The sequence below is a fragment of the Variovorax sp. P4_B10 genome, from assembly GCF_056402375.1.
Genome location: NZ_JBFUHN010000024.1, coordinates 1 through 23,068 on the forward strand (window position 1 = coordinate 1; position 23,068 = coordinate 23,068).

Genomic DNA, 23,068 nt, shown 5'->3' on the forward strand with positions numbered 1-23,068 from the left:
GCCGCCACCATCTGGCCGCGGCCGAAGTTGCTGCCGCCGCGCATTTCGCCCGACTGCTGCAGCGCGCGTTCGCGCGTCATGGCGTTCATGCCGGCCGCGCCGCGCTCGACCACGATGAAGCAGTTCGACTGCTGTACCAGCAAACGCAACAGATTGGCAGTAGGCGGCAGGCGGTATTCGCCGGTCAGGATGGTGTACCAACCCGAGTTGACGTTCTCGATCAGCGAAACCGTGCCGAGCGGCGATTCGCAGCGCTCGAGCTGGCCGCTCGCGTTGTCGGTCGACGAGCCTGCGGCGCTGCCGGTGGCCATGGTCTTGGCCGACGAGCTGCCCATCTGCATGTCGGTGGCGGCACAGCCGGTGAGGAGAAGGGCGCCGACGGCGATGGCCGCGAGCGGGAATTTGGCGAACGTCATGACGTGGACTCCCTCTGTTTCAGATCTGGGGTTGGAAAACCAGCGGTCGAGGATACGCGTAAAAGATTGCAAGAATCAATCAAACGAATACCCGATCCCGAGTTCACAAACTAGGCCATTCGGCGGATGCGTTCGATCAATCCGTTGAGCGCTTCGATGGAGCCGAAGTGAATCGCCAGCTCGCCGCTTTCGCCGCGCTTTGTGCGCTTCTTGATGCGCACCTCGACCTCGGCGGTGAGCAGGTCGGCCAGCTCTTCTTCGACGCGCTGCAGGTCGCGCGACTTTTCGCCGGCATTGCCGCGGCGCGACGGGGTGAGGGTGAACTCGGCGGCCAGCTTCTTGACCAGCGCCTCGGCCTCGCGCACCGACATCTTCCTGGCGGCGATCTGGTTGGCCGCCGTGATCTGGGTGCCGCGGTCGAGCGAGAGCAGCGCCCGGGCATGGCCCATGTCGATGTCGCCGGCCATCAGCATCAGCTGTGCCGGCTCGGCCAGGTTCAGCAGGCGCAACAGGTTGCTGGCGGCGCTGCGCGAGCGGCCCACGGCCTGCGCCGCCATTTCGTGAGTGAGCCCAAACTCTGAAACCAGGCGTTGCAGGCCTTGAGCCTCTTCGAGCGGATTGAGGTCTTCGCGCTGGATGTTCTCGATCAGCGACATGGCCGCCGCGGCCTCGTTGGGCACATCGCGCACCAGCACCGGCACGCTGTCGAGGCCCGCGAGCCTGGCGGCGCGGAAGCGGCGTTCGCCCGCGATGATTTCGTATTCGGCGTTCTTGGTGACGGCCGATTCAATGTCGAGCCGACGCACCAGGATCGGCTGCATGATGCCCTGCACCTTGATGCTTTCGGCCAGCTCGTAGAGCGCGCCCTCGTCCATGCGGGTGCGCGGCTGGTAGACGCCGGCAACCATCTGGTCGAGCATCAGCGTGGTGGGGTTCGGCGGCACGCCGCCCTCTTCCGTTCCCCCTGCGCCGTTGTTGTCGGAGGCGGGTGCGGCCGTCGGGCCGAGCAGCGCCTCGAGTCCGCGGCCGAGGCCCTTGGGTTTCTTGGTCGCCATCAGTTCTTGTCTTTCGAAATGTCGTTCAGGAGTTGCCGGGCTTCGGGCCAGTCGCCCAGGCCGGATTCGGCGTTCAGGTGTCCGCCCGCGCCGGCATCGACGAAGCGCGTGCCCCAATCCTTGGCCAACTGGCGCGAGCGCGAGGCTTCGCAGTAAGGGTCGTCGTTGGCGGCGATCAGCACCGCCGGGAACGGCAGCGGCCGACGCACGATCGGTGCCCAGCCGGGAATCAGCTGGCGCAGGTCGTCGCGCTCCAGGTCACCGGGCGCCACCAGCAGCGCGCCGCGCACCTTGTGGGTGTTGCGCGAATGCGCGGCCCAGGCGGCGACGAGGATGCAGCCGAGACTGTGTGCCGCAAAGACCACCGGGTCGGGCGCGGCCAGCACTTCTTCTTCAAGCCGGGCCGACCAGTCCCCGCGCAACGGCCGCATCCATTCATGCTGCTCGACGCGGTGGTCGCTATAGACCGACTCCCAGCGGGTTTGCCAATGGCCGGGGCCGCTGTTCTGCCAACCCGGCAGCAGCAGGATGCGGGGAACTGTCATTTGCTGTGAACTTGATGGCCTCTTGCCCCTTCGAGGCAAGCGTCAGAGGCTTTTTTCAGGGGTGGCGTCGGGCGCGGGCGCCAGCACATCCTCGGGGATGGTCAGATCGGGTGCGATGCGCTCGACCGGCGCAATAGGAGGCGCTACCGCGCCGGAGGCGAAGGCACTCGCAGGCGGCAGCTTTTCAACCAACTCCTGCGCAAAGGCGATGAAGGCCTGGCTGCCGCGGGCGGCCGGATCGAACACCACGCCCGGCAGGCCATAGCTCGGCGCTTCGGCCAGACGCACATTGCGCGGGATCACGGTGTCGAACACCTTGTCGCCGAAGTGGGACTTGAGCTGCTCGCTCACCTGCTGCTGCAGCGTGATGCGCGGATCGAACATCACGCGCAGCAGGCCGATGATCTGCAGGTTCTTGTTGAGGTTGGCGTGCACCTGCTTGATGGTGTTGACCAGGTCGGTCAGCCCTTCGAGCGCGAAGTATTCGCACTGCATCGGCACGATCACACCGTGGGCGGCGCACAGGCCGTTGAGCGTGAGCAGGCTCAGGCTCGGCGGACAGTCGATCAGCACGAAGTCGTACTCGGCGCCAACGGCGGCCAGCGCGGTGCGCAGGCGTTTTTCGCGGCGGTCGAGCGCCACCATTTCCACTTCGGCACCGGCCAGTTCGCGGTTGGCACCGAGCACGTCGTAGCCGCAACCGCCCTCCACCAGCTTGTCGGCCTTCACGCGCGCCTCGGCCACGGAGGCCGATTCGAGCAGCACGTCGTACACCGTCAGCTCCAGCTGGCGCTTGTCGATGCCCGAACCCATGGTCGCATTGCCCTGGGGATCGAGGTCGATCATCAGCACCCGCTGGCCCACCTTGGCCAGGCCGGCCGCGAGATTGACGGTGGTGGTGGTCTTGCCGACGCCGCCCTTTTGGTTGGCAACACAGAAAATCTTGGCCATGTCTGTCAGTACCGGGAGATCAGCGCGAGATCGCGAGCTTGACGCCGAAGGCGATCAGGAAAACACCGGCCAGCTTCTCGAGCGTGCCCGAAATGCGGCGGTTGGCGCGGATGCGTTCGGCCAAGAAGTGCGTGAGCAGCGTCGAGGTCAGCCCGTACAGAAAGGTCAGTGCGGCGATCGTGACGGCCATAGCACCGAACGTGATCAGTCCCTGATGGCGGGCTGGGTCGACGAACAGCGGGAAAAAAGCCATGTAGAACACGATGGCCTTGGGATTCAGCAAGGTGATCGTGAATGCCTGACGGAAAAAGTGGCCCGGCTTGATGTTGAGGATCGGCGCTGAACCGGGCTTGGCCAGCAGCATCTTGATGCCGAGCCATGCCAGATAGGCAGCACCCAGCCACTGCACCGCCTTGAATGCCGCGGGATACGCAGCCAGCACAGCCGACACACCAGCCACCGCTGCCCACAGCAAGCACTGATCGCCAACGATCACGCCTGTGGTCGCTGCCAGTCCACCGCGAACTCCGCCTTTGCTGGTCGAGGTGATCAGCGCGAGATTGCCCGGGCCGGGAATCAGGAGGAACAGGATGATGGCGGCGACAAATGCGCCGTAGTCAGCGATGCCAAACATGGAATTTGCCTCGAAGAAGAGAGCCAAGGGGAGGCGTCGAGTCTAAGCGAGGCCGGCGCGCGGAGGGCCGTTCGGGCACCGGCTTTTGCCGGCGCCGCCGCATCTTTTACGGAATCAGACCGTCTCTTTGCGCGCCCAGACGATACAGCGCTCGGCATCGAGACCTGGAACGGTCAGTTGTTCCACGTGAAACACCGCCACTTCAGTGGGCAGAACTGCGAGTTCCTCGTTGGGCGTTTTGCCCTTCATGGCGAGCCACACACCATCCGCCGCCAGCAGGTGCTTCGAGCCGTTGAAAAAATCCGGCAGTGAAGCGAAGGCGCGCGAGCTGATGACGTTGTAGCTGCCCTCCAGTAATTCGACCCGTGCATGCAGTCCACGGAGGTTCGGTAACTCCAGCTCGGCAGCCACTTGCTGGACAAAGGCTGCCTTCTTGGCAACCGCATCCAGGCAACTCACGTCGATGTCTGGGCGCATGATCGCGATGATCACGCCCGGCAGTCCAGCGCCGGAACCCACGTCGAGCAGCCTCCCCTTCCCCGGGCACTGGCGGTGCAGCGGCGGGATAACGGCCAAGCTGTCGAGCAGATGGTGCGTCATCACACCGGCCGGATCGCGCACCGCCGTGAGGTTGTAGACCTTGTTCCACTTGAGCATCAGCGTGCCGTAGGCCAGCAACTGCTCGCCCTGCCGGTCGGTCAGGCTTACGCCGAGCTCGGCTGCGCCCTGGCGCAACGTGTCGATGGGCGCGCTCATTGCGCCGGCTGCGGCTCGGTGGCTGCTTCCGTGGCGTCGTCGCGGATGAAGGCTTTGTGTCCACCCTTGCGCAGATGGATCATCAAAAGCGAGATGGCGGCGGGCGTCACACCCGAGATACGCGAAGCCAAGCCCAGGGTTTCGGGTCGATGCTTGTCCAGCTTCTGGCGCACTTCAAAGCTCAGCGCCTTGACCTGTCCGTAGTCGAAATCGGCAGGAAGGCGCAGGTTCTCGAAATGAGCGGCACGCTCCACTTCGTCATGCTGGCGCTCGATGTAGCCCGAATACTTGGCCGAGATCTCGATCTGTTCGATCTCGGTTTCGGTCAGCGTCGACTCGGCACCGTACTTGCCGCCGTCCAGCGACATCAGCGTTTTGTAGTTCACATCGGGCCGGCGCAGCAGGTCGGCCAGGTTGTATTCGTGTTCGATGGCTTTGCCCAGTACCCGCTCCGACTCGGCCGCCGGCAGGTTGCGCGGGTTCACCCAGATCGACTTCAAGCGCTCTGTTTCACGTGAAACAGCATCGCGCTTGCGGCTGAACGCATCCCAGCGTGCATCGTCCACCAGGCCCAGCTTGCGCCCGGCCTCGGTCAGACGCATGTCGGCGTTGTCCTCGCGCAGCTGCAGCCGGAACTCGGCGCGGCTGGTGAACATGCGGTACGGCTCGGTGACGCCCTTGGTGATCAGGTCATCGACCAGCACGCCCAGATAAGCTTCGTCGCGACGCGGCAGCCAGGCTTCTTCACCCCGGCATTGGAGCGCAGCGTTGATGCCGGCGAACAAACCCTGGGCCGCCGCTTCTTCGTAGCCGGTGGTGCCGTTGATCTGCCCGGCAAAAAACAGGCCCTTGACCGAGCGGGTCTCGAAGCTGCTCTTGAGTTCGCGCGGGTCGAAGTAGTCGTACTCGATCGCGTAGCCCGGCCGCAGGATGTGGGCGTTCTCCAGCCCGGGCATCGAGCGTACCAATTGGTACTGGATGTCGAACGGCAGGCTGGTCGAGATTCCATTGGGGTAGTACTCGTTGGTCGTCAGGCCTTCGGGCTCGAGAAAGACCTGGTGGCTTTCCTTGTCGGCAAAGCGGTTGATCTTGTCTTCGACGCTCGGGCAGTAGCGCGGGCCCACGCCGTCGATCTTGCCGGTGAACATCGGGCTGCGGTCGAAGCCGGAGCGGATGATGTCGTGGGTGCGCGCGTTGGTGTGCGTGATCCAGCAGGGCATTTGCTGCGGATGCATGTCGGCCCGGCCCATGAAGCTGAACACCGGCATCGGCCCTGCCCCACCGGGCATGCCGTCGCCGGGCTGCTCGGTGCACTTCGAGAAATCGATGCTGCGGCCGTCGAGCCGCGGCGGCGTGCCGGTCTTCAGCCGGCCTTGCGGCAGCTTCAGTTCCTTGAGGCGCGCCGACAGGCTGATGGCCGGTGGGTCACCCGCACGTCCGGCCTGGTAGTTGTCGAGGCCGACGTGGATGCGGCCGTCAAGGAAAGTGCCCGCGGTCAGCACCACGGTGCGCGCGCGGAAAGCGATGCCCACCTGCGTGACGGCACCGACCACGCGATCGCCCTCCACCATCAGGTCATCGACCGCTTGCTGGAACAGGCTCAGGTTCGGCTGGTTTTCCAGGCGATGGCGGATCGCGGCCTTGTAGAGCACACGGTCGGCCTGCGCGCGGGTGGCGCGTACGGCCGGACCCTTGCTCGAATTGAGAATGCGGAACTGGATGCCGGCTTCATCGGTGGCAATCGCCATCGCGCCGCCAAGCGCATCGACCTCTTTCACGAGGTGGCCCTTGCCGATGCCGCCGATCGATGGGTTGCAGCTCATCTGCCCCAGCGTCTCGATGTTGTGGGAGAGCAGCAGCGTCTTGGCGCCCATGCGCGCGGCGGCGAGCGCGGCTTCGGTGCCGGCATGGCCACCACCGACGACGATCACATCGAATTCTTCGGGGTACAGCATTTTTGAGAGAGGGGCGCACTACGGGACGCGTGCGCTGCGCAAAGGGGGCACCGATTTTAATCGGCGATGCCCCTCTGCGCTTGTTGTGTGGACAAGCTAGTGGGCAATGCCAAACTGCTCGTTCTTGCCCGTCGTCATTGGATAGTTTGCTATGCTTTTAATAGCAATACACCATGGTCAACCGGCCGCTTCCGCCTGTTGCCTCACCGGCACGGGCTTTTCGACGCCCATCCATCGACCCCGATGGTCGCCATGCACGAGCGGCCGCGGGACAAAAACGCGATGCCCTCAAACCCGCTAGCATCCGCCTCGGTCCCTTAGATCAATTCCCGCTATCCATTGGAGTCATTTCGCATGAAGCTGTATTACTCGCCCGGCGCCTGCTCGCTCTCTCCTCACATCGCGCTGCACGAAGCCGGCCTCGCCTTCGAGCCCGTGATGGCCAGCACCAAGAGCCACAAGCTGCAAGACGGCACCGACTACTACGGCATCAACCCGCTGGGTTATGTGCCCATGCTCGAGCTCGATGACGGCACCCGTCTGCGCGAAGGCCCGGCCATCGTGCAATACATCGCCGACCTCGCCCCCACCAAGAATCTCGCACCCGCCGCCGGCACGCTGCAGCGCTATCGCCTGCAGGAGTGGCTGACCTTCATCGGCACCGAGATGCACAAGGGCTTCAGCCCGCTGTTCAACCCGGGCATGCCCGAAGAAGCCAAGACCATCTTCAAGGACAAGCTCAAGTCGCGTTTCGAATGGCTCAACGGCCAGCTCGCCGACAAGCAGTACCTGATGGGCGAGCACTTCAGCGTGGCCGACGGCTACCTGTTCACCGTGACCAACTGGACCAAGCCGACCGGCGTCGACATCTCTGACTTCGCCAACCTCCAGGCCTGGCACGCACGCGTCGGCGCCCGTCCGGCCGTGCAGGACGCAATGAAGGCCGAAGGCCTGCTGAAGTAAACCGAAGCACGCAGAAGCAGCGAGGCAACGAAGCAGTTCAGGCTCTCTCAGGGAAAACCCGGGCCGCTTCAGCCACAAGCCGCATGATGCGGCTTTTTTTTCGGGTCACGCTACGGGCAGAACTCCAGAAGACCGAAGGAACCCTGCGTCATGGCCGAAACCCCTCCCCCCGCCGAACTGCGCGAAGAGATGCGCGGACCCGTCATGTGGCTCACCATCGACCGCGAGGAGCGCCGCAATGCGATCAACGGCGCCGTGCTCGCCGGCCTGGGCGAGGCCCTGCACCGCGCCAACGACGACCATGCCGTGCACGCCGTGGTCATCACCGGTGCCGGCACGCGCGCCTTCTGCGCGGGCGCCGACCTGCAAAGCGGCACCTCCTTCAAGTTCGACTACGCCGAGCCCTACCAGGGCTTCGCCAACCTGTTCCGCCAGGCCCGCCAGTCGACCGTGCCGCTGATCGCGCGCGTCAACGGCGCCTGCATGGCGGGCGGCATGGGGATCATGGCGATGTGCGACATGGCCGTGGCCAGCAGCAGCGCTGTGTTCGGCCTGCCCGAGGTCAAGGTCGGCCTCTTTCCCGCGCAGGTGCTCAGCGTGCTCGGCGGGCTGCTGCCACGCCGCATGCTGGCCGAGATGTGCATCACCGGCGAGCCCATCACCGCTGCGCAGGCGCTGGAACACGGGCTGGTCAATCGTGTGAATGACGACGTCGACGAAGGCGTCGACTGGTTGCTCGGCCGCATGCTCGACAAGTCGCCCGCCGCCATCCGCCGCGGCCTCTACACGATGAAGAAGATCGAGGCGATGGCCTTCGAGGAATCAATGGCGTTCACCGAAAGCCAGATCGGCCTCTTCGCACTCACCGAAGACGCGGCGGAAGGCCAACTCGCCTTCCGCGAGAAGCGCAAGCCGCAATGGAGCGGCCGATGAACAGCAGCAACGACAGCAAGGAACGCGTCGTCCGCATCGGCGGCGCCTCGGGCTTCTGGGGCGACAGCAGCGTGGGCGCGCCGCAGCTCGTGGCCAGCGGGCAGATCGACTACCTCGTGTTCGACTACCTCGCCGAACTCACCATGTCGATCCTCGCGGGCGCACGGCTCAAGAAGCCGGAGCTCGGTTACGCGACCGACTTCGTTTCCGTCGCGATGAAGGCGGTGCTCGCGGATGTCGTGAAACAGGGCATCCGCGTGGTGAGCAACGCGGGCGGCGTCAATCCACAGGGTTGCGCCGACGCATTGGCCGCGCTCGCCGCGGAGCAGGGCATCGCACTGAAGATCGCAGTGGTGAGCGGCGACGACGCGTCCCCGCTGCTGCCGCAACTGCGCCAGGCCCGACCGCCCGTGCGCGAACTGCAAAGCGGCGCCGCCCTGCCCGAACGCGTGCTCACCGCCAATGCCTACCTCGGCGCCCAGCCCATCCGGGCCGCGCTCGACGCAGGCGCACAGGTCGTCATCACCGGCCGCTGCGTCGACTCGGCCGTCACGCTCGGCGTGCTGATGCACGAATTCGAATGGCAGCCCGGCGACCACGACCTGCTGGCGGCCGGCAGCCTCGCGGGCCACATCATCGAATGCGGCTGCCAGGCCACCGGCGGCCTGCACACCGACTGGGACACCGTGCCCGACTGGCCCCGCATCGGCTATCCCATCGTCGAATGCAGCGCCGACGGCAGCTTCGTCGTCACCAAGCCCGCGGACACCGGCGGCAAGCTCACGCCCGCGGTGGTGGGCGAGCAGATGCTCTACGAGATCGGCGACCCCGCGGCCTACCTGCTGCCCGACGTGGTGGCCGACTTCACGCAGGTGCGCATCGCGCAACAGGCCGGCGAGCACCGCGTGCGGGTGCACGGCGCGCGCGGCCGTGCCCCGACCACGAGCTACAAGGTCTGCGCCACCTACGTCGACGGCTTCAAGACCGCAGCGCAACTCACCATCGTCGGCTTCGATGCGGCCGCGAAAGCACGGCGCACGGGCGAGGCGATCCTCGCGCGCACCGGCACGCTGTTCACGCAGCACGGCTTCGGCCCCTACAGCGGCACGCAGCTCGAGGTGCTGGGCGCGGAGTCCTGCTACGGCCCGCATGCGCAGGCCCTGCAGTCGCGCGAGGTGGTGCTGCGGCTCGCGGTGACGCATCCGCGCAAGGAGGCGCTGGAGCTGTTCGCACGCGAAGTCGCGCCCGCCGGCACTTCGTGGTCGCCCGGCACCACGGGTGCGGGCGGCGGCCGGGCCTCGGTGTCGCCGTCGATCCGGCAGTACGCGTTCCTGCTCGACAAGTCGCAGGTCGAGGCGCGCGTGACCATCGACGGGAAGCCCATCGAGGTGCCGCGCACCGATGTCCCTGCGGCCGCCGACACGCCCCCGCCGCGACCCGCCAATACCGCGAAGCCGGAATCGGCACCCGAGGCCCCCGACACCGTCGAAGTGCCCCTCATCCGCCTCGCCTGGGCCCGCAGCGGCGACAAGGGAGACACCTCGAACATCGGCGTCATCGCGCGCCATCCTGCGCTGCTGCCGCTGTTGCGCGAGCAGCTCACCGAAGCCCGCGTGGCCGACTGGCTCTCGCACCTCGTGAAGGGCCGCGTCACGCGCTACGAGGTGCCCGGCATCGACGCCTTCAACTTCGTCTGCGAACAGGCCCTGGGCGGCGGCGGCATGGCGTCGCTGCGCAACGATCCATTGGGCAAGGGCATGGGACAGATCCTGCTTGCAGTGCCCGTGCGCGTGAGCCCTGCGCTGCTGGCCCTGCTGGCCTGACAAACAGCCTCATAGCACCAATCGGGACAACCGTGCGACAGCAAGGTTGAGGTCGGACGCTTAGCCTTGCGCTTCTCCTCAACTCTGCCCTCTTCCGCGATGTCCACCCTTTTCGACCCCGTACAGGCCGGCGACCTGAAGCTCGCCAACCGCATCGTGATGGCGCCGCTCACCCGCAACCGCTCGCCCAATGCGGTCCCGCCCGACATCGCCGCCACCTACTACAGCCAGCGCGCCACGGCCGGCCTGCTGATCACAGAAGCCACCGCCATCAGCCACCAGGGCCAGGGCTATGCCGACGTGCCCGGCCTCTACGGCACCGAGCAGCTCGACGCATGGAAGCGCGTGACCGACGCCGTGCACGCCAAGGACGGCAAGATCGTCGTGCAGCTGTGGCACGTCGGCCGCGTCTCGCACACCGAACTGCAACCCGATGGCGGTAAGCCCGTCGCCCCTTCGGCCATCACCGCCAAGACCAAGACCGTGCTCATCAAGGACGGCGTGCCGACCTTCGTCGAAACCTCCGAACCCCGCGCGCTCGACGCCGGCGAACTGCCCGGCATCGTCCACGCCTTTGCAGTGGCCGCGCGCAGCGCAGTGGAAACCGCCGGCTTCGACGGCGTGGAACTGCACGGCGCCAACGGCTACCTGCTCGACCAGTTCCTGAAAGACGGCAGCAACAAGCGCACCGACGACTACGGCGGCAGCATCGAGAACCGCGCCCGCCTGCTGCTGGAGTCCACCCGCGCCGTGGTCGACGCGGTCGGCGGCGGCAAGACCGGCATCCGCCTGTCGCCCGTCACGCCCGCCAACGACGCGCACGACAGCAACCCGCAGCCGCTCTTCACCTACGTGGTGAAGCAGCTCGCCACGCTCGGCCTGGCCTACATCCACATCATCGAAGGCGCCACCGGCGGCCCGCGCGAGATCGAGGACCGGCCCTTCGACTACGAAGCCCTCAAGGCGGCCTACCGCGAAGCCGGCGGCAAGGGTGCATGGATGGTCAACAACGGCTACGACCGTCCACTGGCCGACGAAGCCGTCAAGGAAGGCGACGACCTCGTGGCCTTCGGCAAGCCCTTCATCTCCAACCCCGACCTGGTGCGCCGCCTGCGCGAGAACTCAACGCTCAACGAGCTCGACAAAGCCACCATGTACGGCGGCGGCGCGAAGGGCTACACGGACTATCCGGCACTGGCCTGAGCCTCGGGCCATGGCAAGATGTGGCGGACACTTTTCGTTCGCCCACAGGAGAGAAACGCCATGGCCCGCATCGAGCAACGACTGGCCGCACTCGGCCTCGTTCTTCCCCCCACGGTGACGCCGCCGCCCGGTGTCGTGCTGCCTTTCCGGTTCGTGCGCGTCATCGGCCGCCGTGCACTGATCTCGGGCCACGGGCCGCTCAATGCCGACGGCACCATTGCCGCGCCGCTCGGCAAGCTGGGCCGCGAAGTGACTGTCGAACAAGGCCATGCAGCGGCCCGCCTCACGGCGCTGGCAATGCTCGGCAGCCTGCAGCGCGCACTCGGTGACCTCGACCGCATCACGGCCTGGACGCGCGTGTTCGGCATGGTCGCGTCGGCGCCCGGCTTCGACAAGCAGCCCACGGTCATCAACGGTTTCTCGGACCTCATCCTCGAACTCTTCGGCCCCGACGTCGGCGCGCATGCACGCAGCGCCGTGGGCATGGCAGAACTGCCGTTCAACATCCCGGTGGAGATCGAGGGCGAGGTGGAGTTCGACGCGTGAGCCACCACGCGGCATGGACCCTCAGGCGGGCCGACGCGAACGATGCGGCGTCCATCGCCGCATGCGCCGCCGAGGCCTTTCGCCACTACATTCCGCGCCTCGGCCTCACGCCGATTCCGATGACCAAGGACTATGGCGCGGCCATCGCGAACGCACAGGTCTGGGTCGCCACGCAGCAGGACGAGACTGTCGCCGCGCTGGTGCTCGACGTCACCGACGAAGGCTTCCTGCTCGACGTGATCGCGGTGCTGCCGCAGCACCAGGGCACCGGCGTCGGCCGCGCCCTGCTCGAGTTGGCCGAGCACGAGGCACTGCGCCAGGGCCACGATTCGATCTACCTCTTCACCAACGAGAAGATGACCGAGAACCGCGCGCTCTACGAACGCATCGGCTACGTCGAATACAAGCGCCTCGCCTTCGCCGAACGCACCCGCGTCTTCCTGCGCAAGCCTTTGAGATAACCACGATGCAACTGGCCCGCATTCACCACGTCGCCATCATCTGCGCCGACTACGCACGTTCGAAGCGCTTCTACACCGAGGTGCTGGGCCTGCACGTGATTGCCGAGAACTACCGTGCCGCGCGCGACTCGTACAAGCTCGACCTGGCACTGCCGGACGGTTCGCAGATCGAGCTGTTCTCGTTTCCCGAGGCACCTGCACGCCCCACACGGCCCGAGGCGCAAGGCTTGCGACACCTGTCCTTCGAAGTGCACGACGTGCAGGCCGCAGCCGATGAACTCGCAGCGCAAAGCATCGCGGTCGAGCCGTTGCGCATCGACGAATACACGGGCCGTCGCTTCACTTTCTTCGCCGACCCCGATGGTCTTCCGCTCGAACTCTACGAAGCCGAGCCGGCCGAAAATCTCGACGCATTGCTGCTGAAACTCGAAGGCGCATTGCATCTGCGCGAGGTGCGAGCGAATGCCGCGCAGCTCGAAGAACTGCTCGACGAAGATTTCCGTGAGCTCGGCGTCTCAGGCACCGAATGGACCCGGCCGGCAATCATCGAAGCGCTGCGCGACGAGGTTTTCTCGGAGCGAACGATCTCGGACTTCCGTGTACAACGCATGGCGCCCGGCGTCGCGCAGGTCACCTACCGCGCGCACCGCGCCGCAACACCGGAGCGGCCTGAAGCCGATTCGCTTCGCAGTTCACTGTGGCGACTGCGGCGCGGCAAGTGGCGCATGGCGTTCCACCAGGGCACACTGCTGTAGATGCGAATCTAGGCGATCTCGCCGAACGCCACACTCACACGCAGCCCCGTGGGCTCGGCCGCTTCGAGCCGCAGCTCCGCCCCCAGCAGCTCGGCATAGCGCGCCACGATCGACAGCCCCAGCCCCGAGCCCTGCCCCAGTTTCTGTCCCGCAGGGCCTTGTGCCCAGCGCTGCATCAGGTTGCGCTGCGCTTCGAGCGGAATGCCGGGACCGTCGTCGATCACGCTCAGCGTGCGGCCGGCCAGTTCGACCGTGATCGTGCGGCCGCCGTAGCGCAGTGCGTTGTCGATCAGGTTGTCGAGGATGCCTTCGACCAATGCCTCGTTGGCCAGCACGACCACGCCGTCGTCGAGGCCGCGCGCACCGAGGTCGACGCCGCGCGCATCCGCACGCGCCAGGTGGCGCAGCACCGTCTGCTCGGCCAGCGCATCGAGCCGCACCGGCACGCGCTCCAGGCCCGTGCGTGCCTCCTCGGCCAGTGCGAGCGCCAGCAGCTGATCGATGAGGTGGCTGGCGCGCGCCTGCCGCTCCGACACGCGCTCGAGCTGCTCGCGCCAGACCGCCGTGTCGCGCTGCGCGAGGCCGTACTCGGCCAGCGCGCGGATGCCGGCCAGCGGCGTGCGCAGCTCGTGCGCCACGTTGCCCACGAACTCGCGTTGTGCCCGCAGGCTGTGGCCCAAGCGCTCGAACAGCGAATTGACCGCATTGCCCAGGCGCTGCAGCTCGCGCGAGGTCTGCGCCACCGCCACGGGAGAAAGATCGCGCACGTCGCGCCGGTCGAGTGCCCGCTGCAGTTCGCCGAGCGGCCGCAAGTCGCTGCGGATGCCGTACCAGAGCCATATGGCCAGCAGGATCAGCAGCAGGATCTGCGGCGCCAACGCAAAGCCGAGCAGCTGCCGCACCAGCGCCGTCCGGCTCAGCGTGGTCTGGGCGATCACCACGCGGTAGGGCATGGAGATCCCGGGCTCCGCATCGTGCTCGAGCACCACCGCACGCAAGGTGTTGCCCTCGTAGTCCACATCGGAGAAACGGTAGCGTGCGCCTTCCCCGGGCAGCGGTACCTTCAGGCCGGCCTGCCCCGAGATCAGCGTGCCGTCGAGCCGCTGCACCGAGAAGTAGACCTTGTCGACCTGGTCGAAGAGCACCGTGGCCACTTCGCGCGGCGTGAGCAGCAGCTCGATGCCGCGCTCGCCCGCCTGCACGTTGGCCGACAGCGCATAAGCGTCGTCCAGCATGCCGCGGTCGAAGGCCTGTTCGGAAAAGTAGTTGGCAATGACCAGCGCGATCACCGCGCCGAGCATCCATGTCAGTGCCAGCGGCACCAGCACATTGCGCAGGACCCGCCGCGTGAGCGACGGTGCGATGCGATCGCCCGTCACACCTCGGCTTCGAGCAGGTAGCCGATGCCGCGCAGCGTGCGGATGCTCGCGCCCGTGCCGAGCAGCTTCTTGCGCAGGCGCGAGATGAAGGCCTCGAGCGCGTTGTCGCCGAGCGATTCGTCGAAGCTCGAGAGCTTGTCGGACAGCGCACGCTTGCTGACCGTGCGGCCCGGCGGACTCATCAGTTCCCACAGCACCTCGAACTCGCGCGCCGGCAGGTCGAGCGGACCGCTCGTCGTGGAGAAGCGCCGTGCCTTGCGGTCGAGCTTCAGCTGGCCGAGCAGCACGATGTCTTCGGTGCCCTTCGCGCGCCGCACCAGCGCACGCAGGCGCGCCTCCACTTCGGCGAGATCGAAGGGCTTGCCCAGGTAGTCGTCGGCACCGGCATCGAGGCCGGCGATGCGTTCTTCGGTGCGGCCGCGCGCGGTGAGCACCAGCACCGGCGTGCGGTCGCCGCGAGCGCGCGCCTGTCGCAATGCGGTGAGACCGCTCGCGAGGCCACTCGTCGGACTCGCCGTGGCCGGCAGGTTGAGATCGAGCAGCACCGCATCGAAGGGCTGCACGCGCCAGAGGTGGTCGGCGTCTTCGACATTGGTCGACACATCGACCCGATGGCCTGCATCCGCGAGGCTGCGCAGCATCACGTCGCGCAGCACGGCGTCATCTTCGACAAGCAGAATTCGCATGGTGTGTGAGTAAATTGGGGTAATCTGCCCCGGCAAACGACGTGTCAGCGACCGGTCAGTCGTTCCCGGCGATAAACACAACATGAGCATACGACAGCAAGATGACGCACGGGCCATTTTCATGGCTGGCGCCACACGATGAGTGCGCGCGATCCCTCCGATCAGTTGAGCATGGTGCCCCCCGCAGTGCAACGCACCGCGGTGGTCCTGCTGCATGGTTTATGCAGCACGCCTGACGAGCTGCTGACTGTGCAATCGGCACTGCGCAGCCGCGGCTATTCGGTGCACCCCATGTCGATCGAGGGCTACTCCTTCAACGCCGAGGTTCCGCTGCAGCGTGCCGCGCCCTTCGAGCGCTGGCTCGACGCCATCGAGGCGCACGTCAAGACGCTGCGCCAGCAGCACGACCGCGTGATGCTGATCGGCATCTCCGCCGGTTCCTCGCTCGCGCTGGGCGCGGCCATCCGCTGCGGCCGCGACGTCGATGCGCTGGTGCTGATGTCGACCACGCTGCGCTTCGACGGCTGGGCCATTCCGCGCACGCAGTGCCTGCTGCCGCTTGCGTTCTACACCCCACTGGGACGTTTCTGGCAATACCGCGAACGCCCGCCCTACGGCGTGAAGAACGAGCGCGTACGCGCCTGGATCGAACGCGAACTGCGCCATCGCAAGGTCTCGCGCGCCGGCAGCTCGGTGATCGGCATCGGCCACCTGCGCGAGCACGACCGGCTGATCCGCCATGTGCGCCGCAACCTGAACAGCGTGCAATGCGACAACGTGCTCGCGCTGCATGCCCAGCAGGACGAAGTGGCCAGCGTGGCCAACCTCGACATCCTCGCCCGCGGCCTGCGCTGCCGCGCATTCCGCACCGTGGTCGTGGCCAACAGCTACCACATGATCACGATCGACAACGACCGTCAACAGGTTGTGCGCGAAACAGTGTCATTCGCCGATGCGGTGGCGCATGGCACGATGCCCGAGCATCCCTTGTACGCCTGACCTGTCCGACCTCGCACCAAAGGAAAACATTCCATGTCTGTATCTTCCTCGCCCACCTTCAACAGCATCGCGACGATCCTCGAGACCGACTTCAAGGTCGAGCGCAGCGCCATCTCGCCCGGCACCGTGCTCACCGACCTCGGCCTCGATTCGCTCGCGCTGATGGAGTTCGTCTTCGCGGTGGAAGATGCCTTTCACCTGCGCATTCCCGAAAACCGCCTCGACCCGCGCGAAGCCGGCATCACGCTGCAGCGCCTGTGCGAGGTGATCGATACCGAAAGCAGCGGCGCGGTCGAACAACAACAGCCCGCCGAAGCAGCCCACGCATGAGCAGCGGCGCAGCCCACGCCGTGCTCGCCGCTTCCGCAGCGCGCGCCGCCTCGGCGCCGGTGCGCGTGAGCGGCATCGGCTTCATCACGCCCATCGGCCGCACCGTCGAGGCCTTCGACGAGGCGCTGTTCGCCGGCCGTTCTGCCGTGCGCGCGCAGTCGCTCAAGATCAAGGGCATGGACCCGATGTCGCTCGCCGTCGCTGCCTGCGACTTCGATTCGGCCGGCGTGCGCAGCACCTCGCGCCTGCCTCTCGACCGCGGCACCGCCATGGCGCTCGCCGCCGCGCAGGACGCCGCTGCACAGGCCGGCCTTGGCGCAGACAGCGTCGACCCCGAGCGTCTCGGCATCTTCTGGGGCAGCGGCCTCGCCGGCGCCGGCACCTTCGACAACACCACCAGCGCGCTCTATGGCGAGCAACGCCGCATGCGCCCGACCACGGTGCTCACCGTGATGCCGAACGCTGCGGTGGCAGAGCTTGCACTGCACTTCGGCGCACGCGGCTCGGCCATTGCCTACGCCTGTGCCTGCGCCTCTTCGGCGGTGGCCATCGGCGAGGCGATGCGCGCCATCCGCGGCGGCTGGATCGACGTGGCCATCGTCGGCGGCCACGACGCCATGCTCACGCCCGGTGTGATGGCCAGCTGGCACGCGATGCGCGTGATGGCACCGCCGCCGGCCGACGCGCCCTCCTCCGCCTGCCGGCCCTTCTCCGCCGACCGTGCGGGCTTTGCCATCGGCGAAGGCGCCGCTGCGCTGGTGATCGAATCCGAGGCCCATGCGCTGGCACGCGGTGCGGAAGCTTCACCCTTCGTGCTCGCGGGCTACGCCACCAACTGCGACGGCACGCACATCACCAACCCCGACACCGCCGGCCAGGTGCGTGCGATGCGGGCCGCCTTGCGCGATGCCGGCATCGCGCCATCGGACATCGGCCACATCAACGCGCACGGCACGGCCACGTCGGCCGGCGATGCGGCCGAAGCCGCATCGATTCGCGAGGTGTTCGGCAATGCCACGCCCGTCAGCGCCACCAAGGCCATTCACGGCCATGTGCTCGGCGGCGGCGGCGCCATCGAGCTCATTGCAGCGCTGCGTGCATTGGCGCGCGAGGCCCTGCCGCCCATCGCCAACCTGCAGACGCCCGATGCCGCTTTCGACCTCGACTTCGTGCGCGGCACGGCGCGCGAGGCCAGGGGCATCCGCCATGCGATCTCCAATTCCTTCGCTTTCGGCGGCACCAACGCGGTGATCGTGGCCGGCCGCGCATCGGAACACTGAAGATTCGCTGAAGGCTTCCTGAAAAATCGAACACGGTGCACCGGCTGGTTGTTCTCGTCGTGCCCGTGTTCGCGCTGCTCATGGCGTGCGAATTCGCATGGGGCTGGCTGAAGCGGCGCAACACCTACCGCTTCGGCGACACGCTCGGCAGCCTGAGCCAGGGCCTGTTGAGCCAGGCGCTCGCGGTGTGCACGCAGCTCTTCCAGATCGGCCTCTACGCGATGGTCTACCCGGCCGTCGCGCTCTGGACGCGGCCCGCCTTCTGGGACGGTGCCGTGGGCTGGATCGTCGCGGTGCTGCTGTTCGACTTCTGCGACTACTGGCTGCACCGCGCGGGCCACGAGTCGGCGGTGTTCTGGGCTGCGCACTCGGTGCATCACCAGAGCCGGCAATTCAACTTCTCCACTGCGCTGCGGCAGGAAAGCATGGTGGCCTTCCTGGGGTGGCCCTTCTATTTGACGATGGCCGTGATCGGCGTGCCGCCCGAGCAGTTCGGCATCGCGGGGCTGATCGTGCTGGTCTACCAGTTCTGGATCCATACCGAGCACATCGGCAAGCTCGGCTGGTTCGACCGCGTGTTCTCCTCGCCCTCGAACCATCGGGTGCACCACGCGGTGAACGACGGCTATCTAGACCGCAACTACGGCGGCATGCTCGTGGTGTGGGACCGCATGTTCGGTACCTTTGTCGAGGAAAGCGAACGCTGCGTCTACGGCACGCGCAAGGCACTGGCGAGCTTCGATCCGCTGCGGGCCATCCTCGGGCCCTATGCGCCGCTGCTGCGCGACAGCTGGCACACGCGGCATTGGCGCGACAAGCTCGCGGTGTGGTTCAAGCCGCCGGGCTGGCGGCCGGCCGACGTGGCGGCGCGTTTTCCGGAAGCGCCTTTCTCGCTCGACGAGGCGATGCACATCCACGACCCGGCGCTGACCCGCGCGCAGATCGTCTCGGCATCGGTTCACTTCGTCGGCTGGACCGGCATGACGCTCGCCTTCCTGTGGCGCGCCGACGATCTTGCGTTCCATACCGGCCTGGAAGTTCTCGCGCTGGCCGTGGCGGGTTTCTGGGCCATCGGCGCGGTGCTGGATTCGCGCCTTCGCCTGCGCCGGGCCTGGTGCGTGCAAAGCGTGCTGATCGTGCTCTCGGTCATGCTGCTGCGCTGAGGCTCGCTATGCTCGGCGCTCCCGTCGCTCCGAAACTTTCACACATGCGCAGGCTGACCACTCCCGAAGACCTCGACGCGRTCTTCTCGCTCTACATGCACGAGAAGGTCGTGCCCTATCTCGGCTACGACCCGATGCCGCTCGAGGACTTTCGCGCCATCTACCAGGAGATGGTCGCGAGCCGTTGCTTCTTCGTCTATGAACTGGATGGCCGGATCGCCGGTTTCTACCGGGCCACGCGCTACCCCGGCCGGGTGAAACATGTGGCCTGCCTCGGCACGCTGGCCGTCGATCCGGCGTTCCACGGTCAAGGTGTTGCGCTTGCGATGGTGAGCCAGGCGATGGACGAACTCAAGGCTGCCGGCGTGAAGCGCATCGAGCTCTTCGTCGAAAGCGACAACGCCCCTGCCTTGCGCTTCTACAAGAAGCTGGGCTTCGTGCACGAAGGCACGCTGCGCAAGTTCTACAAGCGGGCCGGCGATGCGGATGCCATCGACGACCACCTGATGGCGCTGCTGGTCGACTAGGGCTTCCAGCGGCGCAGCAGCAACGCGTTCGCCATCACGCTCACGCTCGAGAGCGCCATCGCAGCGCCGGCCACCACCGGGCTCAGCAAGCCGAAGGCCGCGAGCGGGATGCCGGCCACGTTGTAGGCGAAGGCCCAGAACAGGTTCTGCCGGATCTTGGCCACCGTGCGCGCCGAGAGCTCGAGCGCCTGGGCCACCAGCGCGAGATCGCCGCGCATCAGCGTGATGCCGGCGGCTTCCATCGCCACGTCGGTACCGCCGCCCGACGGCGCCATCGCAATGCCCACATCGGCCGCGGCCAATGCGGGTGCGTCGTTGGCACCGTCGCCGACCATGGCCACCACATGGCCGTTGCGCCTCAACGCGCTGACCTGCGCAGCCTTGTCGGCCGGCAGAACGTCAGCCCGCACGTCCTCGGCCGCGATGCCAAGCCGCGCTGCCATGGCTTGCGCCGCACGCAGGTTGTCGCCCGAGATCATCACCACGCGCAGGCCTCTCGCGCGCAGCGTGTGGATCGCCTCCGCGGCCTGCGGCTTGGGTTCGTCGGCGAAGGCGAGCAATGCCTGCACATGCGCGGCGCCTGCGTCATCGAAGCGCAGCAGCGCGGACACCGTCGCGCCTTGCGCTTGCAACCCTTCGACATCGGCCGCTGCGGGCACCGCGTCGAGTTCCCTGCACCAGCGCAGGCTCGCGATGGCCCAGGTGGCGCCATTCACTTCACCGCGCACGCCGCGGCCCGGCATGGCCTGCATGATCCCCAGGGGCGGTGCCTGCACACCGCGTTGTGCGGCAGCAGCCAGCACGGCGCGCGCGAGCGGATGCTCGCTGCCGCCTTGCAGACTGGCCGCCGTTTCCAGCAGTCGATCTTCCGTAAGCTGGCTGCCCTTCACCGGCACCAGCGCCGTGAGCACCGGTCGGCCCAGCGTCAGCGTACCTGTCTTGTCGAATGCGACCGTATCGACGCGGTGCGCAATCTCCAGTGCGCGCGCGTCCTTGATCAGGATGCCGTGCCGCGCAGCCACGCCGGTGCCAGCCATCACTGCCACCGGCGTCGCAAGACCCAGTGCACAAGGGCAGGCAATGACGAGCACCGCGACGGCATGGACCAACGCGGTCTCGATGCCGGCGCCCGCCATCAGCCAGCCTGCCAGGGTGAAGAGCGCAATCACCAGCACCACGGGCACGAACACGGCCGCCACCTTGTCCACCAGCCGCTGGATCGGTGCCTTGGCGGCCTGTGCATCCTCGACCAGCCGGATGATGCGTGCCAGCACGCTCTCGGCGCCGACCGCGCTCACCTCGATCACCATCCGGCCATCGCCATTGACCGCGCCGCCGGTCAATGCGTCGCCAGGTCCCTTGGCGACCGGCAAGGGTTCACCCGTGAGCATCGATTCGTCGACCTCGGATTGCCCCTCGATCACCCGCGCATCGGCCGGCACGCGCTCGCCGGGCCGCACCGCCAGGCGGTCGCCCACCATCACCTCGGCCAAGGGCACATCGCTTTCACCGCGAGCGCCGACCAGGTGCGCCACTTCGGGCCGCAGCTGCTGCAGCGCGCGTATCGCGGAAGTGGCCTGGCGCTTGGCGCGGGCTTCGAGCCACTTGCCGAGCAGCACCAGTGTGATCACCACCGCGGAGGCTTCGAAATACAGATGCGGCATCTCGCCGTGCCCGGCATGCTCGCCCGTGGCCGCACGCCACCACAGCCAGAGCGACAGCCCGAAGGCCGCGCTGGTGCCGAGCGCCACCAGCAGGTCCATGTTGCCGGTGCGCGCCTTGGCCGCATGCCAGCCCGCACGGTAAAAGCGCGCACCGAGCCAGAACTGCACCGGTGTCGCGAGCAGCAACTGCAGCCAGGGCTGCAGCATCCAGTCCTGCCCGAGCGGAGCGCCGAGCATCGGTGCCAGGAGCGGGATCGACAAGGCAAGCCCGGCGGCGACCGGGCCGAAGCCATGCCAGGGCGACAAGGCCGCGGCGTCGTCGGCCGCATTGCCTGCCGCGCGCGGTTCGTAGCCTGCAGCCCGCACGGCGCGGCGCAGGCGCGCATTCATGTCCTCCCCATCGGTCGTCACCACGCGGGCCGATTCGGTCGCGAGGTTCACGCTGACGTCCTGCACGCCGGGGACGTTCTTGAGCGCGCGCTCCACGCGCATCACGCACGAGGCGCAGGTCATGCCGCCGACCGAGAGGTCCAGCGTGGCGGTTGCCAACGAGAGTGGGTGCTGCAAATTTTCCATGTGCGAAGACTAAAGCCTCACACCATGTGAAGGTCAAGCGTTCATTTCCACGGCATTGCGACCAGAAAGGTAATCGACTTCGGCGAACCGCATCGGCAGACTTGCAGTCACGCACAACCACTGCAGGAAGCCCCGCCATGCCCACACCCGAAACCCTTGCGCGATTCATCGCCCGCGTCGAAGAGAACGCCCATGCGGAAGCCATCGAAGAGTTCTACACGTCTGAAGCCTCCATGCAGGAAAACCAGTCGGCTCCGCGCACTGGCAGGGACATCCTGGTGGCCCACGAACGCAAGGTGCTGGCGCGCGCCAGGTCGGTAAGCTCGCAGTGCGTGCAGCCCGTCTTCGTGAGCGGCGACCATGTGGCGATCCGCTGGATCTTCCGCTTCGAATGGCTGGACGGCAGCGTCACGCGGATGGAGGAAATCGCCTGCCAGCAATGGCAGGGCGAGCGCATCGCGGCAGAGACCTTCTTCTACGACCCGGCGCAGCAGGTTCCTAAGCCGCGGGCGTGAGGTCGGACGCGGGGCTCAGAGCCACATGGCGCCGCGTCACTTCGGCCGTCTGGCTGTCGCCGGGGAACCAGAGCTCCATCCGCAACGAGGCCAGCGTCACGTCCTGCGGGAGCGCGAACACGCTCTGCACATAGAAGTACGAGAGAGCGCCGAGCGCGGTGTCGAAGGTGAGGCTCAGGTAGGGCGCGGCATGGCTGGTTTTCTCCGTCTTTCCAGCCGGCCGGTGCCTTTGGTTCAGCGCCTCGGACAAGCGTTGAATGCGCGCCGTGAGCGAAGGCGTGGCGCTGGCCTCGGTGTGCAGTTGCGCGAGCAGCGCGGCACCGACGGCCCATGGATCGCGCATGCGCGACAGCAGCCCTTGCGGATGCCCGAGCGCGGCGATCATGTCCATGCCGCGCACATGGCCCCGCGCGGTGGCGGCCAGTTCAGGCATGACCAGCGACCACAGCCAGGTGGCGCCGCGGTTCTGGTCCACGGTTTTCCAGTCGGCGTCGAAGACCAGCGCAGGGTTCGGATCGTGCGCCGCGAGCGTGCGTTGCAGCGCGTGCAACGCGGGGGTGAGCTCGGGGCCGTCGAGCGCCAGCTTTTCCTGCGGCAGCGCGAAACCCGCGTGCAGCAGCGCGGCATTGCGCACCGATGTGGGGGCTTCGAGCTCGCTCATCCAGGCGAGCAGCAACTCGCGGCTCGGACGCGCGCGGCCTGCCTCGATGTAGCTCACATGCCTTTGCGACACGTTCAGCCGCAGTGAGAGTTCCAGCTGGCTGAGTTTCCGGTCGGCGCGCGTATGGCGCAGCAGCTGCGCCAGTTTCATGGTCGCGCCTGCACGGCCGGATATGGAATGTTCATGGGAACGCGATTGTCCTCAACATCCGTGATCAAGGCGATAACTTCGAAGGTCGTTGCCTTGGCCGACGAACAAAGTGCCCCTTCGCTGGACATTGACATCGTGAGAG

23 protein-coding genes and 1 pseudogene are annotated in these 23,068 nt (G+C 66.9%); 13 read left to right on the plus strand and 11 right to left on the minus strand.

What is annotated here, in order from left to right; all coding sequences use genetic code 11:
* From AC1DXX_RS13360 to mnmG, 7 genes and pseudogenes are all read right to left on the minus strand, one after another.
* A pseudogene (locus AC1DXX_RS13360) lies at positions 1–416 on the minus strand (peptidoglycan-binding protein); the annotation flags it as partial.
* Between the two features lie 110 nt (positions 417–526).
* The gene (locus AC1DXX_RS13365; RefSeq protein WP_478134689.1) at positions 527–1,471 is read right to left on the minus strand and encodes a ParB/RepB/Spo0J family partition protein; all 945 of its coding nucleotides are present in this window, start codon (positions 1,469–1,471) and stop codon (positions 527–529) included.
* Positions 1,471–2,016: an RBBP9/YdeN family alpha/beta hydrolase gene (locus AC1DXX_RS13370; protein ID WP_478134690.1), complete on the minus strand. Its 546-nt coding sequence runs from the start codon at positions 2,014–2,016 to the stop codon at positions 1,471–1,473. The genes AC1DXX_RS13365 and AC1DXX_RS13370 overlap by 1 nt, the downstream gene beginning before the upstream one ends.
* A 42-nt stretch (positions 2,017–2,058) precedes the next feature.
* Positions 2,059–2,967, minus strand: a complete 909-nt coding sequence (locus tag AC1DXX_RS13375) for a ParA family protein (protein WP_478134691.1) — start codon at positions 2,965–2,967, stop codon at positions 2,059–2,061.
* Positions 2,968–2,986: 19 nt separating this feature from the next.
* Complete coding sequence (locus AC1DXX_RS13380; protein ID WP_478134759.1) at positions 2,987–3,601, minus strand: LysE family transporter; 615 nt, start codon at positions 3,599–3,601, stop codon at positions 2,987–2,989.
* Positions 3,602–3,715: 114 nt separating this feature from the next.
* Complete coding sequence (gene rsmG, locus AC1DXX_RS13385) at positions 3,716–4,357, minus strand: 16S rRNA (guanine(527)-N(7))-methyltransferase RsmG (RefSeq protein ID WP_478134692.1); 642 nt, start codon at positions 4,355–4,357, stop codon at positions 3,716–3,718.
* Positions 4,354–6,312, minus strand: a complete 1,959-nt coding sequence (gene mnmG / locus AC1DXX_RS13390; protein WP_478134693.1) for a tRNA uridine-5-carboxymethylaminomethyl(34) synthesis enzyme MnmG — start codon at positions 6,310–6,312, stop codon at positions 4,354–4,356. Before mnmG ends, rsmG begins: the two co-directional genes overlap by 4 nt.
* Before the next feature lie 354 nt (positions 6,313–6,666).
* On the opposite strand from mnmG, the gene gstA reads away from it, so the two are divergent.
* From gstA to gloA2, 7 genes are all read left to right on the plus strand, one after another.
* Entirely contained in the window at positions 6,667–7,275 is a 609-nt protein-coding gene (gene gstA, locus AC1DXX_RS13395) for a glutathione transferase GstA (RefSeq protein ID WP_478134694.1), read from the plus strand.
* 150 nt (positions 7,276–7,425) lie between these two features.
* Complete coding sequence (locus tag AC1DXX_RS13400) at positions 7,426–8,208, plus strand: enoyl-CoA hydratase/isomerase family protein (RefSeq protein ID WP_478134695.1); 783 nt, start codon at positions 7,426–7,428, stop codon at positions 8,206–8,208.
* Positions 8,205–10,031: an acyclic terpene utilization AtuA family protein gene (locus tag AC1DXX_RS13405; protein ID WP_478134696.1), complete on the plus strand. Its 1,827-nt coding sequence runs from the start codon at positions 8,205–8,207 to the stop codon at positions 10,029–10,031. The genes AC1DXX_RS13400 and AC1DXX_RS13405 overlap by 4 nt, the downstream gene beginning before the upstream one ends.
* 99 nt (positions 10,032–10,130) lie before the next feature.
* On the plus strand, positions 10,131–11,234 hold the full coding sequence (locus AC1DXX_RS13410; RefSeq protein WP_478134697.1) for an alkene reductase: 1,104 nt from the start codon (positions 10,131–10,133) through the stop codon (positions 11,232–11,234).
* Positions 11,235–11,294: 60 nt separating this feature from the next.
* Complete coding sequence (locus AC1DXX_RS13415; RefSeq protein WP_478134698.1) at positions 11,295–11,780, plus strand: RidA family protein; 486 nt, start codon at positions 11,295–11,297, stop codon at positions 11,778–11,780.
* Positions 11,777–12,241: a GNAT family N-acetyltransferase gene (locus AC1DXX_RS13420; RefSeq protein ID WP_478134699.1), complete on the plus strand. Its 465-nt coding sequence runs from the start codon at positions 11,777–11,779 to the stop codon at positions 12,239–12,241. Before AC1DXX_RS13415 ends, AC1DXX_RS13420 begins: the two co-directional genes overlap by 4 nt.
* Before the next feature lie 5 nt (positions 12,242–12,246).
* Entirely contained in the window at positions 12,247–12,996 is a 750-nt protein-coding gene (gene gloA2, locus AC1DXX_RS13425; protein ID WP_478134700.1) for an SMU1112c/YaeR family gloxylase I-like metalloprotein, read from the plus strand.
* Between the two features lie 8 nt (positions 12,997–13,004).
* On the opposite strand, the gene AC1DXX_RS13430 is transcribed toward gloA2, so the two are convergent.
* Positions 13,005–14,375, minus strand: coding sequence for a sensor histidine kinase (locus tag AC1DXX_RS13430; RefSeq protein ID WP_478134701.1), 1,371 nt, complete (start codon positions 14,373–14,375; stop codon positions 13,005–13,007).
* Positions 14,372–15,061: a response regulator transcription factor gene (locus AC1DXX_RS13435; protein ID WP_478134702.1), complete on the minus strand. Its 690-nt coding sequence runs from the start codon at positions 15,059–15,061 to the stop codon at positions 14,372–14,374. The genes AC1DXX_RS13430 and AC1DXX_RS13435 overlap by 4 nt, the downstream gene beginning before the upstream one ends.
* A gap of 138 nt (positions 15,062–15,199) precedes the next feature.
* Between AC1DXX_RS13435 and AC1DXX_RS13440 the strand changes: the two genes are divergently transcribed.
* From AC1DXX_RS13440 to AC1DXX_RS13460, 5 genes are read left to right on the plus strand one after another with little or no spacing between them, the layout of a single operon-like run.
* Entirely contained in the window at positions 15,200–16,060 is an 861-nt protein-coding gene (locus AC1DXX_RS13440) for an alpha/beta hydrolase (RefSeq protein WP_478134703.1), read from the plus strand.
* 33 nt (positions 16,061–16,093) lie between these two features.
* Positions 16,094–16,390, plus strand: a complete 297-nt coding sequence (locus AC1DXX_RS13445) for a phosphopantetheine-binding protein (RefSeq protein ID WP_478134704.1) — start codon at positions 16,094–16,096, stop codon at positions 16,388–16,390.
* On the plus strand, positions 16,387–17,670 hold the full coding sequence (locus AC1DXX_RS13450; protein ID WP_478134705.1) for a beta-ketoacyl-[acyl-carrier-protein] synthase family protein: 1,284 nt from the start codon (positions 16,387–16,389) through the stop codon (positions 17,668–17,670). The genes AC1DXX_RS13445 and AC1DXX_RS13450 overlap by 4 nt, the downstream gene beginning before the upstream one ends.
* 35 nt (positions 17,671–17,705) lie before the next feature.
* A complete protein-coding gene (locus AC1DXX_RS13455) occupies positions 17,706–18,833 on the plus strand; it encodes a sterol desaturase family protein (protein ID WP_478134706.1) in 1,128 nt (375 codons plus the stop codon).
* Between the two features lie 44 nt (positions 18,834–18,877).
* The gene (locus AC1DXX_RS13460) at positions 18,878–19,360 is read left to right on the plus strand and encodes an N-acetyltransferase family protein (RefSeq protein WP_478134707.1); all 483 of its coding nucleotides are present in this window, start codon (positions 18,878–18,880) and stop codon (positions 19,358–19,360) included.
* Here the strand turns inward: AC1DXX_RS13460 and AC1DXX_RS13465 are convergent.
* Positions 19,357–21,600 carry a heavy metal translocating P-type ATPase gene (locus AC1DXX_RS13465; RefSeq protein ID WP_478134708.1) on the minus strand — a complete coding sequence of 748 codons (2,244 nt, stop codon included), beginning with the start codon at positions 21,598–21,600 and terminating at the stop codon, positions 19,357–19,359. The two genes, AC1DXX_RS13460 and AC1DXX_RS13465, sit on opposite strands and share 4 nt — an antisense overlap.
* Before the next feature lie 137 nt (positions 21,601–21,737).
* On the opposite strand from AC1DXX_RS13465, the gene AC1DXX_RS13470 reads away from it, so the two are divergent.
* On the plus strand, positions 21,738–22,115 hold the full coding sequence (locus AC1DXX_RS13470) for a nuclear transport factor 2 family protein (RefSeq protein WP_478134709.1): 378 nt from the start codon (positions 21,738–21,740) through the stop codon (positions 22,113–22,115).
* On the opposite strand, the gene AC1DXX_RS13475 is transcribed toward AC1DXX_RS13470, so the two are convergent.
* On the minus strand, positions 22,099–22,926 hold the full coding sequence (locus tag AC1DXX_RS13475) for an MmyB family transcriptional regulator (RefSeq protein ID WP_478134710.1): 828 nt from the start codon (positions 22,924–22,926) through the stop codon (positions 22,099–22,101). The two genes, AC1DXX_RS13470 and AC1DXX_RS13475, sit on opposite strands and share 17 nt — an antisense overlap.
* Between the last annotated feature and the right edge of the window lie 142 nt (positions 22,927–23,068).